Below are 14880 nucleotides of genomic sequence, written 5' to 3' on the forward strand. Positions count from 1 at the left end.
CTCACCCTCTCATCGCCTTCCCCGCCTCCCCCTTTTATACCTGATAATCAATTCAAATAGGTGAATTGCCATTCGTACCTACGCTTGTGGGGATCAAATTGCACAGAATTACAACTAATTTTTCTAAATCACTGGTATTCTCTTGTTTGACAATCCACTGTTTCCACTGGGTATACAATTTAATTCGCTCTGGATTGATTTCTCTCAGGCCAATATCACTGCCATTTCGAATCAAATACAAATCAAAGAGTAGGGTTTTAAAATCTAACTTTTGGGCTTCAAACAAACTACCTTTGGTCAACGTTACTTTCATTTCAACAGGCATGAATGATGCTAAACTGATGGCTTCTTTAAATGGTTTCCATTTTTCATTTCCGAAATCACTGTGATAAAAACGATGTTCACTAAGGTATTTCAGGTGATTTTTGGTCATCGTATAGTAATCTTTAGCTTGTAGAAAATCATCGTACTGACCTTGTGTATTTTCTTTTTGATATAAATTAAATAGTGCATCAAATTGCGCTACTTCCCGCAATTCAATCGTCTGAATTGCTATTTCCTCTTTCTTCATTTCGACTACTTTATAAGCGGGTGGGTACGCTGCTAAAGAGGGAACTTGTATATTCTTTAATGCCAGATCTCCTTGTTTTTTCACACTTTGTTGGTGAATATGCATATGACCGGCAAAATGTAAAGACAATCCAGTTTCCAACCACAGTTGTTGGGTTTCAACTTTGGGAACGCGATTCAATTGAAATTGATTTTTTCCCAATAATTCAGTTAAAGCAGTCGTTTCTTCTCTATTAAAATCCAAGAGTGGATAATGCCCAAAAGCAATCAGTTTTTTTCCTCTTTTTTTCGCTTCTTCCACTACCGTCTTAATCCAATGCAGTAAATACATTCGCTCTTCAATCTGGTGGTAACCATCGCTTTTATTTTTGAAGGTAGTTGCATTCACTTGTTGATACATATTCCCATCAATTGCCAAAATCCATACTCCTTCTATGGGTTCCACGAGGTAAGTAAAATCGGTATAGGTTACCCCTTGACTTACATATTGTCGTTGTGCCAGACTAAAATCTTGTTCTTGGGTATAGGTTTCATAGACAAATGGATGAAAAGGCGTGGTATAAAACACATCTGTATCCCTTGGTTGGAGTCCAAAGGCTTGAATGAACGGATACATGGAAGTATAACCTAATTCTTTCATGGGTGGGTAGACTTGGTCCTCTTTCGTTTTGACTAGATTTACATCTGAATACACGCCAATCACACGTCCCTCTTGCGTTAAGAAATCTGCTTTTCCGCTTTCTCGATCCAACTGATTGACCGCTTCATGATTGCCATTGGTCAGCAAAAAACGCATGCCATATTGCTGTTCAAATTCCGTCAATAAAGCTTGTGTTGCTCGGAGGTTTACCTCTTGCCCATCATCGGTATAATCTCCACTGATCAGTACTAAGCGCACCCCTTGGGCTGCTAAATCAACCAACGCCTGTCGAAAGGCAAAATAATTTTCATTAAACAGTCGCGTAGAAGCCATTTGACCAGATAAAGACCGTACAAATTCATACGTATTGGTTTGTGTATTGTAAAAGGGCTGCAAAGCAGCAGTGGGTTCTTTGAGGTAAATGGCATGTAAATGAGGATCTGAAAGTACACCGATTTTCACTCCCTCTTGTGCCCCTACACAAGTACTCCAAAACAGAAGAATAGCATAAAATCGCTTCATCATTTCCCAGTTTTATTTTCAAAATATAACCTCAAAGCAGCAGGTGTATCTGTATTGATGTAATCCACCTGTAAATCATACAGTGTTTGCCAAGCTTCTGGTGTATCTGGAGTAGCCCAAAAGCGAATTGGTCTTTTCATTTGCTTGGCTTGTGCGATTTTTTGTTGAAGTTGTTCTCTGTCTTTTGCAGGTAATTCACCTCTTCCTTTCCAAGTAGAAAAGGATTGGAAATTATAACTTATCATCCCTATTTTTTCTAGTATATTGACTTCATTCTGCCAAGTATCCTGCACTTGTAAATCAATCAAAACATAAGCAGGTACATTCAGAAAGTAACGAAGCAACGGTTTATTTCCCGAAATAACAAATTGAATTTTGTATTGCTCAATGATCGTTTCATACTTTTTTAATAGGGGCAATAACAACGCCATAGAGGCCTCCGCATCTCCTTTTAAATCCACCAAAAACTGTAACTGATTAGGATAACCAAATCCCATGTTAACCGCTTGTTGTAAGGGTTCCAAATACAAGCGTTCCATCGTTCGCTCTAGTTGAGCATCGGCTACATCATGGGCAACAAACAACGCCTGATCCACTAAAACTAAATCAATTTCAATGGAATTCATCCCTTGGCTATACGCATTCCAAAAGGGAACATTTCGGTCATAATCATTGTGTGAATGAAATCTAATCGCTTTATTTTGTGCTTGTACAAGGGTACAACAACAAAGCCATCCTAAAATAAAAGTTATTTTTCTCATACTTTTTCTCTTGTTCTACTGTCTATCTCCCTATTTCTTTGGATTTCACAGCGGTTAAAAGTATAAAGAATGCCAGTCCTAAATGAAGCGCCACGCATAACTTAAAGTAGAGTTAACCCTAAACTAAGAAATTCGGCCTTCTACTTCTCACTTCCTTACACTAATTTAAAGTAGGATCTGTTACTTTTTTAAAAACTATCGTGTAAAACCCTCGGTTCCCCTTCCATAAATCAGGTCTTTTTTGTACTTTTACCTTTTAATTCGTACGGAACTATGTCAAGAGTAATTTTATCTTTAGCGGGTGTAAATATTTACCAAAACAAACACCAAGTTTTATCTAATGTAAACTTAGAGGTGAATAAAGGTGAATTCCTTTATATCATTGGTAAAACTGGAGCAGGGAAAAGTAGTTTCATGAAAACGCTTTATGCCGATTTAGCGTTAACTGAAGGAGAAGGAACTATTGTTGACTATGACCTAAAAAAATTAAAAGAAAAAGACATTCCTTTTTTACGTCGTTCCTTAGGTATTGTTTTTCAAGACTTTAAACTATTACCAGATCGCAATGTTTACGGCAATCTACAATTTGCTTTAAAAGCAACGGGATGGTCTGAGCAAGAAGCAATTGACCGACGTATTGAAGAAGTATTGGAGCGCGTTGGCATGTTGTCTCATTTAAAGAAAATGCCACATCAACTTTCGGGTGGAGAACAACAGCGCATTGCTATTGCTCGTGCACTATTGAATGATCCTGATTTGATTCTAGCAGATGAGCCTACTGGAAACTTAGATCCACAAACTAGTGCAGAGGTAATGGAATTATTATTAGAAATCAACAAAAATGGTCGTACTATTATTATGGTTACACACGACTATGCCCTATTGTTGAAATATCCTGCTAAAACACTAAAATGTGATGATGGTTCTCTTTTTGAAGTGATTCATCGTACCTCTTAGCAACCTATGTTATCTATTGTTATACCGGTATATAATTACAATATTCTACCACTCGTAGAGCAATTACATCAAGAAGCGTCCACGTTAAACCTGCCTTTTGAGCTGCTGGTTTGTGACGATGCTTCGACTCAGGTATTTCATCAGCAACAAATTGAGGCCTTATCCCATACTCGTTGGTTTACTCATATGGTGAATCAACACGTAGCTTATACCCGTAATCGACTGCTAAAAGAAGCACAGTATCCTTGGGTTTTACTACTAGATGCCGATGTGATACCTGTTTCTCCAACTTTTATTCAGGATTACCTTGCCCATCGCGAAACAGGCGTATTCTTTCAAGGTGGGTTTACTTACCCTCCTGCTGAATCTGGTCAAGCGCAATCACTTCGTTTAACCTATGGGCAAACAATCGAACAACACAAACACCTTCACTCCTGTTGTAATCTCTTTTTTAATCAACAAATTTTACAGCTTCAGTTTGATGAAACAATTACGACCTATGGGTATGAAGATACTTTATTTTTCTTAGCCTTAGCGAAGCGCCAAATTGAAGTTATTCGATTACCGAATCCAGTTGTTCACCACAGCACAGAAAGCAATCAGACCTATTTGGAACGCAGTAAACAAGCGTGTTGGGGCTTAGCAAACCTCATTCAACAAGGAAAAATACAAGCAGACGAAGTGCAACTAAGTCGCACGTATCACCGACTACAACACTATCGCTTCACTTTTATACTATCGGTTCTTGATGCATTAATTGGCCAACGTATTCAGCGTAATCTCTTGGGTAAGAAACCATCCATGCTAGGCTTTAAGTGGTTTAAACTACTCGAATATCACAAGGCTAGCCAAGCGATTCAAAAAAACTAACCCACTGTTGTAAAACCAGGGGTTTATCATACGATTCCATCGATTTTTTAGCTTGTTCTCCGAATTGTTGAACGATTTGTGCATCTTGCATGAGAATAGAACAACAATGTACCATCAATTGCTCTTCACCTAGTGGAATTAAGTAGCCTGTATGTCCGTGTTGAATCAAATCAGCAGGTCCATACGCTACATCAAAGGCAATCACAGGTACACCAAGCACCATAGCCTCTAAAAAAGCCATGGGCATTCCTTCCATTTTTGATGTATGCAACAGAAAAGCACTTGCTTGTAGTTCGCTATTCACATCCTCTACTTCTCCTTTCCAGCACACCGATGCATCAGCTAGTCCTTTCAAATGAGCCACATAGCCTGCCTCTCCTGTTCCACAGATTACCAGCTTCCAATGAGGATAGGTTTGATGGATTTGCTTCCAAATACTCAGCAGCGTTTCATAATTCTTTTCTGGTGCCAAACGACCAATCGCAATAACCTGTTTACGGGTAGGTTTCTCCTGTATTTTCGCCCTATTCTCTTGTGCGATCCAATTGGGAATCACACGTATATTGGAATGCTTCCAGTCGCGTTTTGAGCTTTCATTCAGCACAATTAACCCCGTGAAACACCTACTCAACCACAAGGTAATATGATCAACAAGTACACGCTTAAACCGCGATTGAATAGGCGTCAATAAAAAATTGCGCGATCCATGTACTTCAAAATACATCGGAATCTTTGTCTTCAAGAAATACGAAGCAAAATACCCTTTAATACCGTTGTCCAAAACAAAAATGACATCAGGAAGAAAGGCTTCAATCCCCTGTTTTTGGACAAAATGATAATAGCTTCGCATCTGTATCATGGTACGAACAGGTAATGGATAAAACTGCCATTGCACCTGGGGATCAAAGACATAAAAAGGTTGTTCCGTTGTGTCATTCGTGCTGATTATTCGCACTTGATGTCCCAATTCAACAAAAGCAGCCGTTTTTTGACTGAGTATACGCGCCACTCCACCTCCACCCGTACTAGATGTGGTAATATATAGTATGTTTAGTTTCTTGATTCCCATGTCTTGATATACTGATTGGCAATTGTTTTACAATCGTGGATCTGATGCACAAATGCTTGTGCTCGTTGTCCAATTTGATTTATTACAGCCTTATTATCAATCAAATAACTCAATTTATCTACCAAATAAGCAACATCAGGTTTGGCTGTAATACACACCTCATCTTCTTGGAGTTGATAGTGGAGTAAAAAATCTGCTGACGCACCCGTACACACCACTTTTCCTTTTGCCATAGCTTCTAAAGCATTATATCCCTGATCTTTAGAAAACACTTGATCTAAAACAATATGCGCTTTTTCCTGTGCTTTTTTATAAGCAGCATAAGGCAATTGCTCTGCAATAACTACTTCGATTTGCTTTCCATATTTTGTTTGGATGTGCGCTAAGGCTTCTTCAAAATACCCTATGCCCTTTTGATAGTAATTGCCGTGATTAATCCCCAAGAATATACACACGCGATTGATTTCCTTAGCTTTAAACGGTTGAATAGTATCTAACACTACGGGATGTGGAATCAACCCTACATACTTCGGGTGAAATTGGTTTGGATTTACATAATCCAGATCACTAGCGATAATACCCTTGCAGTATTCCACAATCATCTGTTGCGTTTGGATTACCCCTTTTTTGCGATATACATCCACATAGGCGTAGTGCGGTTTTAAATGGGGATGTGCAAATAAAGGCTGGAGCAAAGACAATTCTTCTGGATGAGCAGTCAAGTACTGCAACCCATATACATCAATACCACAAGAAAGGAGAAATACTTTTTTATTTTGAGCAAACACTTGTTTGAGCAGCCGTCTTTCCCACCAGGCTAGGGTTTGAATAGGACGATCATTAATCAATTGGACCACATCAAAATCTCTCAATTTTTTCAACTGGCGTTGGGCTCTCCATCCTATCTCTAGTTCAGCGATATCCCATCGAACCATCTTGTGTATAGCTTTGCGGATAAACATGCCCCATTGACTAGTTGCCCAGGAAGGACGAATCGATCGATCGACTTGAAAATCTTTGAATTTATCCCCATCTCCCACCAACACGACTTCGTCTATCCCCTTGTGTTGGGACAGTCCTTTTTTCAAGGCAGAATGTAATCCACTATAATCTCCAATTAAAAGTATTCTCATTATCTTAGCCGTGATTTGCTCAAATGTACGTTTATCTTTTTATGTCTCAAAGGAAAATAAAAATAGCCCTACTAGGTGATACCCTTGCAAATGGGGGTGCAGAACGCATTCACAGTACCCTCTCCTTATATTTGGAGCAACAGGGTTTTGAAGTGCACAACATCATCAACTTAGATGCTATTTCTTATCCGTATGGAGGTGTTCTATACAATTTGGGACTGTTTCAATCGCCTCATTTTTCTCTGCGCAATAAGTTCAAACGCTTTCAGCTTTTCCGTCACTACCTCCAAACCCATTCCTTCGATTATATCCTTGATTTTAGAACGAGAAGTAAACCTTTGACTGAAGTCTTACTTCACTATTGGGTCTTTGAACAACAGTATATTCCTACGGTTCACAGTTCCAATCTTTCCTGGTATTTTACGACGCGTATTTTTTGGGGCAAACGCATCTATCGCAAGGCAAAACAAATTATCTGTGTGAGTCAGTCCATTACAGATCAGGTCAAAGCGACCTATCACTATACTCAGGCACAAACATTATACAATCCCATCGCTATAGATACGATTCAACAACAAGCACAAGGCAGTACTCCTTTTCAGGAGAAACGCTATATTGTTGCTTGTGGCAGAATGGATTCAACCATCAAGCAATTTGATCGCTTGATTGATACGTATGCTCAAAGTAAATTACCCCAACAAAGGATTGATTTAATCATTATAGGTGAAGGTCAATATAAACAACAATTAGAAGAACAAATACAAGCGCTACAGCTAACCGCCTCGATTCACTTACCTGGATTCCTTGAAAATCCTTTTCCTCTTTTTAAAGACGCTTTGTTTTTTGTTCACAGTAGTCGACTAGAAGGTTTTCCGACTGTTTTATTAGAAGCTTTGGCTTGTGGGACTCCTGTGGTCAGTTTTGATTGTCCTACGGGTCCAAATGAAATTATTCAATCCAATTACAATGGATTACTAATTGAAAATCAGAATTTTGAAGCACTTAAAGAGGCAATCGAATTACTTGCTTTGGATGATAACAAAAGAAATACATTACAGGTAAATGCAGTAAAATCAGCTTTGCCTTTTGATATTCAAACTATTGGTCAACAGTGGTTAGCACTCTTGCGTTAAAGCGACTGATTCTAGGAATACATCATAGGATCGGATGTAATCACTTTCATCATACACACCCGAATTAACTGTTAAACAAACCGTACCTGGGCGAAAGTTTTCCAATACACTCCAAACACCTGGTTGAAGCATTAACCCTTTTGTTGGATCGTCTAACACAACTTTTCTCTTTTGGATTCCATCATCGAGTATCACCTCAAAACTTCCATTAAGCGCAAAGAGAACCGTTGTTTGTTCTTTGTGTGCATGACCTCCTCTACTTTTATCCACAGGAACATCGTAAATAAAAAATACGCGTTTTATTTCAAAGGGAATAACTTCCCCTTGAATCACAGCAAGATTTCCTCTTTCATCACTTATTTCAGGGACAATAATCTCACTACAATCAAAAATGGTATATTTTTTCATTTATCCTTGGCTATGTTTAGACTCTGAACGGCTAAAATACCAAGAAAAATAGACAACTAAAACACAACTGTAAATTATATACGCCAAAGTATAGCCTAAAGTTGCTGCTTCAATACCGAAATGCCCAATCAAGAGGTAGGTCAATCCGTAAAAACAGCTAAAAAACAAAGTTTCACAAAGGAGATACGGCCACAATAAGCGTTCCGTATAGAATAACAGTCCGTATATCAAGGCAGCACCTTTGATAAAATCGCCCACCAATTGCCATTGCATAAAATCAATCATAGGGCTAAAACTAGCATCCAAAACCAAGGGAATAATCCAACTTCGCGTAAAATAAACAAGTAAGAGTCCCAAAGCAAACAAGGGCAATACTCCCGTTAGATACAACCGAATGACTTTTTTCTTCTCTTGATACTGTTGGGCTTCTGCTAATTTGGGTAAAAAATAGGTAAAAGCCAAAGTCGTAATAAACAACATATAAATGCCTGATATTCGTTGAATCCCCTCCCAAATACCGGCGAGTTCTACTCCCGTATTGTGCATGAGTAACTTGCGCACCCACAACAAACACAACGGACTAACCACTGCAGAAAAAAGGGCCATTACCGCATAAGAGAACAACGGTTTGATTAAGGAAAAATCAAACGGTTGCCATTTCAATTGCAGCATTTGTTTTACCCAAAAAAGGGAAACAAAAAACAGAATTACAGGGCTTAGAATCATAGCAAATAAGGCTCCACTTACCCCTTGGGTATACACGAGGTAAAAAGTTAAAAGCAATCCCGATATATTGCCTATGATATTGAGGTAAATAACTTTTTTAAATTGGGCTAATCCTGTCAAGAAGGCAATCCAAATTCCATTTAAAACTTGTAAAGGAAAAACAAAGGCCAAGCAGATAAATAACTTAGGCATAGAAAAAGCACCTGCAAAGAGATACTGATCGATTTGTTCTCGCCCCAAAAACAACCCCACGGAAACAACCAATAAAATACCAAGCATAAAGCGCAGCAAAGTGGTAACAAATTGTTCAATTCGCTGCTTATCCTCTCGATGTGAAGCTACATATTGCACGATACCATTGGCCAATCCAAACGAAGTAAAAGCTTCTAAAGAGGCTAGCATATTGCGAAAATTTCCCATATACGCCATCCCTGAAGCCCCTACAAACAAAGCGAGTATCTTAGCAGAAAACAAAGCCGTAACAAGTCGCACAACGATTCCCATTGTATTCAATAAGGTAACCGCAGTAAATTCACTCTTCTTTATCTTTTGCCAAACTGCTCTACTCATTAATATGCGTTTATTGCTTGTATTACTTGTGTGATTTCTTCTTCTGTCATAATGGGTGAGATTGGAATACTCACGACTTCTTGATGAATTAATTCTGTTACTGGCAGTTGCAAATAGCTAAATTCCAACAGCGCAGGTTGCTGATGGGGTGGAATTGGATAATGAATTAACGTTTGAATGCCTTTCTCCAATAGATAACGTTGAAAATGTTCTCGTTCTGCTACACGAACAACAAAAAGATGGAAATTATGTGCTGCCTCAGACGAAAGGTGAGGCAAAATAATTTTCACATTTTTAATCTCGCGCATATAGCGATAGGCTACTTTCAATCGCTTTTGATTGTCTGTATCCAAATTCGGCAGCTTCAAATTGAGGATCGCAGCCTGAATCTCATCCAAACGCGAATTATATCCCTTGTACTTATTTTGGTATTTGATATGTGAACCGTAATTACGAGTGGCACGAAGAACTTCTACCAAATCCAAATGGTTGGTTGTAATCGCTCCTCCGTCCCCTAAGCAGCCCAAATTCTTACTTGGATAAAAACTAAAAGCTGCGGCATCACCAAAAGCACCTGCTTTGCATCCTTTTAATGTAGTACCATGAGCTTGTGCAGCATCTTCAATCAGGAGTAATCCCCTATCATGACAATAGTGTTTGATTTTGTCCATTTCATAGACTTGTCCATACAAATGAACAACCAGTACGGCTTTGGTAGAGGAAGTCATGGAATAAGTAATTCCATTAACATCTAGGGTATAACTATCTAAATTAGGTTCGACAAATACAGGGTTGAGTCCACAATCCAACAAGGCCAAAATAGTAGCGATATAGGTATTCGCAGGAACTAAAACATCGTCTCCTATACTTAGCTTGCCCAATTTGATGTAACCATCAAATATTAACTTCAAGGCATCTAACCCATTACCTACCCCCACACAGAAGGAGGTTCCGCAATAGGCTGCAAAATGCTCTTCAAAGGTAACAACCTCTTGTCCAAGTATGTATATCCCATCGTGAAACAGTTGTTTCATACGCTGTAGATAAGCTTCTTCGTAAGGTGCATTGATTTTTTGTACGTCTAAAAATGCGATCATGGGTATAGAGCAGTATGAGTTAATTTATCTTCTAAATATACAGTAAAATTTGGTACGGTGAACGTTGGGGAGGTGAGAAGTCAAGAGAAGGTAAGGTGGTGAGGCGGTGAGAAGGTAAGGTGGTGAAATCGAAACGGAGTGAAGATTCATCGAACACCAAAACAAATATAAAAGAGGTGAGATAGTTGGTAAGGTGGTGAGAGGGTGAGGCGGTGTGGTTTGCTCTTCGTAGTGAGAAGTGAAGCGCAACTCTCATCGTCTCATCGTCTCATCGTCTCATCGCCTCACCGCCCTACAAAGAACAAACCTCACAAAAAAGCTTCCGCCAAACTGTAAACAAAAAAGCCCTACTCAAGAGTAGGGCTTTTTACTATATTAAGTAAGAATAATCTGATTTGACAAACGTTTCTTATTTTACTTTATTAACGATAGCTGCAAAAGCTTCAGGGTGATTTGTAGCTAAATCTGCAAGAACTTTACGGTTCAATTCGATGTTATTAGCTTTCAATTTACCGATGAATACAGAATAGCTTAATCCGTGTAATCTTGCACCAGCGTTGATACGCATAATCCAAAGAGAACGGAAGTTTCTTTTCTTTTGTTTTCTATCACGGTAAGCATAAAGCATTGCTTTTTCTACCGCGTTTTTAGCTACTGTCCAAACGTTTTTACGTCTTCCAAAGTAACCTTTGGCTTGCTTCAAAATTCTTTTTCTTCTTGCTCTTGAAGCTACTGAGTTTACTGATCTTGCCATTTCTTTACAAGTGTTTTTTGTAGTGGGCGACTTTTACAAGTTCTTCTAAATTACTAAGCGCCACTCCAGGGTTATTAAATAAATTTAACCGAATCCAGTTCTAGTTTCCTAGAATTAGATTAATCTTAATTGATCTTTGATGCTGTGCTCATCTGCTTTAGATACTAAAGTAGAGTGAGTTAAAGCTAATTTACGCTTTTTAGATTTTTTAGTCAAAATGTGACTTTTGAAAGCGTGTTTTCTTTTGATTCTTCCAGTACCTGTTAGCTTGAAACGCTTCTTAGCACTAGATTTAGTTTTCATTTTAGGCATTTTGTTCCTAGGTATTATGATTATCTTACTTAATTCTATTTTTTATTCTTTCAGGGAAAGAATTATTTTGTCTTCTTTTTAGGAGCGATAAACATAGTCATACGTTTTCCTTCCAATACAGGCATAGACTCTACTTTTCCGAATTCTTCTAAATCCTGCGCTAATCTCAATAATAAAATTTGTCCTTGATCCTTGTAGATGATAGAACGACCTTTAAAGAATACGAATGCTTTTAATTTAGCTCCTTCTTTTAAGAACTTTTCTGCATTCTTTTTCTTAAACTCATAGTCATGCTCATCAGTTTGCGGACCAAAACGAATTTCCTTAACGGTAATTTGCGTTGATTTAGCTTTCAACATTTTCTCGCGCTTCTTTTGCTCGTAAAGGAATTTTTTATAATCAATTACTTTACAAACGGGCGGTTCTGCATTGGGAGAAATCTCCACTAAATCTAATTCTTGCTCTTCAGCTAAACGCAAAGCGTCTGCTAGTTTATATACACCCGTTTCGACATTGTCTCCGACAAGTCGAACTTCAGGAACACGGATTGCGTTGTTTACTCGGTGCAAATCCTTCTTCTCTTCGCGAGGTCTAAATCCCCCTCTTTGTCTTACTGCTATGGCTTTAAAAATTTAAATGCTTGGTTCTACAAGCGTTATACATCATTTGTTTTATTCTCCAAATTGTTTCATTGACGAACTCACTTCTTTTTGAACGAAAGCAACAAATTCTTCAATCTTCATCGTTTGATTTGATTTTCCAGCATCTCCGTGTTTACGCACAGAAATCGTACCGTTTTTCTCTTCCTCTTCTCCTACAATCAGCATATAAGGGAATTTTTGTACTTCTGCTTCACGAATTTTCTTACCAATCGTCTCATTTCTATTATCAACGACCGCGCGAATTTCGTCATTTTCTAGCAAATCTAAAACTTTTTTCGCATATTTTTCATACTTCTCACTCAAAGACAGTATAATAGCTTGCTCTGGCATCAACCAAAGTGGGAAATTCCCTCCTGTATGCTCCAACAAGATTGCGATAAAACGCTCCATCGATCCAAAAGGTGCTCTGTGAATCATCACAGGTCTATGCAACTCATTATCAGATCCTTTGTATGTCAATTCGAAACGCTCTGGTAAATTGTAATCAACTTGGATTGTTCCTAACTGCCAGCTTCTTCCTAAAGCATCCTTTACCATGAAGTCCAATTTTGGACCGTAGAAAGCAGCTTCACCACTCTCAATCACGTAATTTAATCCTTTATCTTTTGCTGCGTTAATAATAGCTTGCTCTGCTTTTTCCCAATTCTCTACAGATCCGATATACTTATCCGGATTACTTAAATCGCGAACCGATACTTGAGCGGTAAAGTTTTCAAATCCTAATGATCCAAAAACATAAAGCACTAAGTCAATTACTTTTTTGAATTCCTCATCCAATTGGTCTGGTGTACAGAAAATATGCGCATCATCTTGAGTAAATCCACGTACACGTGTTAATCCGTGTAGTTCTCCAGATTGCTCATAACGGTAAACCGTTCCAAACTCAGCAAAACGCTTTGGTAAATCTTTATATGACCAAGGTCTTGCGTTGTAAATTTCACAGTGATGTGGACAGTTCATTGGTTTTAATAAGAACTCCTCCCCTTCTACTGGTGTATGAATTGGTTGGAAACTATCTGCTCCATATTTCGCATAGTGACCTGAAGTAACATACAATTCTTTTTGTCCGATATGTGGTGTTACGACTTGTTCATATCCTGCTTTTTTCTGTGCTTTACGCAAGAAATATTCCAATCGATCTCTTAAAGCAGCTCCTTTAGGCAACCATAAAGGCAACCCTTGTCCTACTTTTTGAGAGAACGTAAATAACTCTAATTCTTTTCCTAACTTACGGTGATCGCGTTTTTTTGCTTCTTCTAATAAAGCTAAATAATCCGTTAGATCTTTTTGTTTAGGGAATGAAATACCATATACGCGAGTTAGCTGTTTGTTTTTCTCATCTCCTCTCCAGTATGCACCAGCAATAGATAAGATTTTAAACGCTTTGATAATTCCTGTATTTGGAATGTGTCCACCGCGACATAAGTCAGTGAATGTATCGTGATCACAGAATGTAATTGTACCATCTGCTAAGTTCTCGATTAATTCAACTTTATATGGGTTTTCTTCTTTTTTATACATAGCTAATGCCTCTGCTTTAGAAGCTGAACGCATCGTAAACTCGTGTTTCCCTCTAGCTATTTCTAAAAATTTATCTTCAATTCTCTTAAAATCAGCATCCGTTACTTTGTGATCCATAAAATCAACGTCATAGTAGAAACCATTTTCGATTGCTGGACCAATGGTTAACTTAATGCCTGGGAATAACTCTAATAACGCTTGCGCCATTACGTGAGAAGAAGAATGCCAAAATGCCTTTTTCCCTTCTGCATCATTCCATGAATATAAAACTAAACTACCGTCCGTCGTCAAAGCAGTGGTGGTTTCGATGGTGGTACCATTGAAGTTGGCAGAAATAATATTTCTTGCTAAACCTTCACTTATACTTTTAGCAACATCGAAAGGAGTTACCCCTGAGGCAAACTCTTTCACTGATCCGTCTGGTAATGTAATTTTTATCATAATTATTTTTAAAAAATGAGTTGCAAAGATACAGGTTTTAGCGAATAATAACAATACATTTTATTCGCTTTCCACGCTTTTCTGCTGAAATAAGTTCTTGAAGGCTTACTTCGTTTTCAAACCCTTGTTTTTTTCCATCTGTTGAATGATTTCTTGGCGGTAGGTATTCCCCCAATTGGCTAGGGATTGAATCACGGGAGTCAGGGTAATTCCGAAGGGAGAAATCTCATATTCTACCGCAACAATTGCCCCGTCAATCTCCGTTCGATGAATCAACTGATTGAGTTCTAAATCTCGTAATTCTTTGCTGAGTACTTTGGCTGATATATCACCTAAAGCCCGTTGAAGTTCCATGAAACGCAATTTATCATGCAGCAATAAAGTCCCCAGTATATGTAACTTCCATTTTCCACTTAAGATAGACATGCTATCTTTGATTCCTCTTACATTAGTTTTACAGTGTGCTCGTTGTTCCTCCATGGTTGTACGCAATTGTGCTAAACGTAAAGATACGAAATTTTTGTGAGGTTTGTTTTTTGTGAGGCGGTGAGAGGGTGAGGTTTGTTTTTTTGCTTTTTTGCTTTTTTGCGAATCGTCTTTAATCAACAAACCTAAAACTTCACAAAAAACAAAAAAGTAACCTAGCAGACAATACAAAACCAATTTATTTAAAAGCGTAAATCACTTTTACAAAAGACAATTTAACCCCAACGCAAGTCAAATAAAGGGAGTGT

15 protein-coding genes are annotated in these 14880 nt (G+C 38.2%); 3 read left to right on the top strand and 12 right to left on the bottom strand.

Features of this window, described 5'->3' with window-relative positions:
* Window positions 1-52: 52 nt before the first annotated feature.
* Entirely contained in the window at window positions 53-1735 is a 1683-nt protein-coding gene (locus AWV75_RS03655; RefSeq protein WP_060873085.1) for a metallophosphoesterase family protein, read from the bottom strand.
* Window positions 1732-2493, bottom strand: coding sequence for a hypothetical protein (locus AWV75_RS03660; RefSeq protein ID WP_060873086.1), 762 nt, complete (start codon window positions 2491-2493; stop codon window positions 1732-1734). Before AWV75_RS03660 ends, AWV75_RS03655 begins: the two co-directional genes overlap by 4 nt.
* Before the next feature lie 273 nt (window positions 2494-2766).
* On the opposite strand from AWV75_RS03660, the gene AWV75_RS03665 reads away from it, so the two are divergent.
* Both AWV75_RS03665 and AWV75_RS03670 read left to right on the top strand, forming a co-directional pair.
* The gene (locus tag AWV75_RS03665) at window positions 2767-3450 is read left to right on the top strand and encodes a cell division ATP-binding protein FtsE (RefSeq protein ID WP_060873087.1); all 684 of its coding nucleotides are present in this window, start codon (window positions 2767-2769) and stop codon (window positions 3448-3450) included.
* 6 nt (window positions 3451-3456) lie between these two features.
* Window positions 3457-4320: a glycosyltransferase family 2 protein gene (locus AWV75_RS03670; RefSeq protein WP_060873088.1), complete on the top strand. Its 864-nt coding sequence runs from the start codon at window positions 3457-3459 to the stop codon at window positions 4318-4320.
* On the opposite strand, the gene AWV75_RS03675 is transcribed toward AWV75_RS03670, so the two are convergent.
* Window positions 4295-5389, bottom strand: coding sequence for a glycosyltransferase (locus tag AWV75_RS03675; protein WP_060873089.1), 1095 nt, complete (start codon window positions 5387-5389; stop codon window positions 4295-4297). The two genes, AWV75_RS03670 and AWV75_RS03675, sit on opposite strands and share 26 nt — an antisense overlap.
* Window positions 5371-6522, bottom strand: a complete 1152-nt coding sequence (locus AWV75_RS03680) for a glycosyltransferase (protein ID WP_060873090.1) — start codon at window positions 6520-6522, stop codon at window positions 5371-5373. Before AWV75_RS03680 ends, AWV75_RS03675 begins: the two co-directional genes overlap by 19 nt.
* A 41-nt stretch (window positions 6523-6563) precedes the next feature.
* On the opposite strand from AWV75_RS03680, the gene AWV75_RS03685 reads away from it, so the two are divergent.
* The gene (locus tag AWV75_RS03685; protein WP_231737973.1) at window positions 6564-7655 is read left to right on the top strand and encodes a glycosyltransferase; all 1092 of its coding nucleotides are present in this window, start codon (window positions 6564-6566) and stop codon (window positions 7653-7655) included.
* On the opposite strand, the gene AWV75_RS03690 is transcribed toward AWV75_RS03685, so the two are convergent.
* From AWV75_RS03690 to AWV75_RS03725, 8 genes are all read right to left on the bottom strand, one after another.
* Entirely contained in the window at window positions 7638-8063 is a 426-nt protein-coding gene (locus AWV75_RS03690) for a sugar 3,4-ketoisomerase (protein ID WP_060873092.1), read from the bottom strand. The genes AWV75_RS03685 and AWV75_RS03690 overlap by 18 nt on opposite strands.
* On the bottom strand, window positions 8064-9359 hold the full coding sequence (locus AWV75_RS03695) for an O-antigen translocase (protein ID WP_060873093.1): 1296 nt from the start codon (window positions 9357-9359) through the stop codon (window positions 8064-8066).
* Window positions 9359-10456, bottom strand: coding sequence for a DegT/DnrJ/EryC1/StrS family aminotransferase (locus AWV75_RS03700; protein ID WP_060873094.1), 1098 nt, complete (start codon window positions 10454-10456; stop codon window positions 9359-9361). The genes AWV75_RS03695 and AWV75_RS03700 overlap by 1 nt, the downstream gene beginning before the upstream one ends.
* 409 nt (window positions 10457-10865) lie before the next feature.
* On the bottom strand, window positions 10866-11210 hold the full coding sequence (gene rplT, locus AWV75_RS03705; RefSeq protein ID WP_002991328.1) for a 50S ribosomal protein L20: 345 nt from the start codon (window positions 11208-11210) through the stop codon (window positions 10866-10868).
* Between the two features lie 114 nt (window positions 11211-11324).
* Window positions 11325-11522 (bottom strand): 50S ribosomal protein L35, encoded by a 198-nt coding sequence (gene rpmI, locus AWV75_RS03710; protein WP_002991327.1) that lies wholly within the window; start codon window positions 11520-11522, stop codon window positions 11325-11327.
* 62 nt (window positions 11523-11584) lie between these two features.
* Window positions 11585-12091, bottom strand: coding sequence for a translation initiation factor IF-3 (infC, locus tag AWV75_RS03715; RefSeq protein WP_002991325.1), 507 nt, complete (start codon window positions 12089-12091; stop codon window positions 11585-11587).
* Between the two features lie 102 nt (window positions 12092-12193).
* A complete protein-coding gene (gene thrS, locus AWV75_RS03720) occupies window positions 12194-14146 on the bottom strand; it encodes a threonine--tRNA ligase (RefSeq protein ID WP_060873095.1) in 1953 nt (650 codons plus the stop codon).
* Window positions 14147-14251: 105 nt separating this feature from the next.
* On the bottom strand, window positions 14252-14626 hold the full coding sequence (locus tag AWV75_RS03725; RefSeq protein ID WP_231737975.1) for a winged helix-turn-helix transcriptional regulator: 375 nt from the start codon (window positions 14624-14626) through the stop codon (window positions 14252-14254).
* Between the last annotated feature and the right edge of the window lie 254 nt (window positions 14627-14880).

It is taken from the genome of Myroides odoratus, assembly GCF_001549985.1.
Classification (GTDB): domain Bacteria; phylum Bacteroidota; class Bacteroidia; order Flavobacteriales; family Flavobacteriaceae; genus Flavobacterium; species Flavobacterium odoratum_A.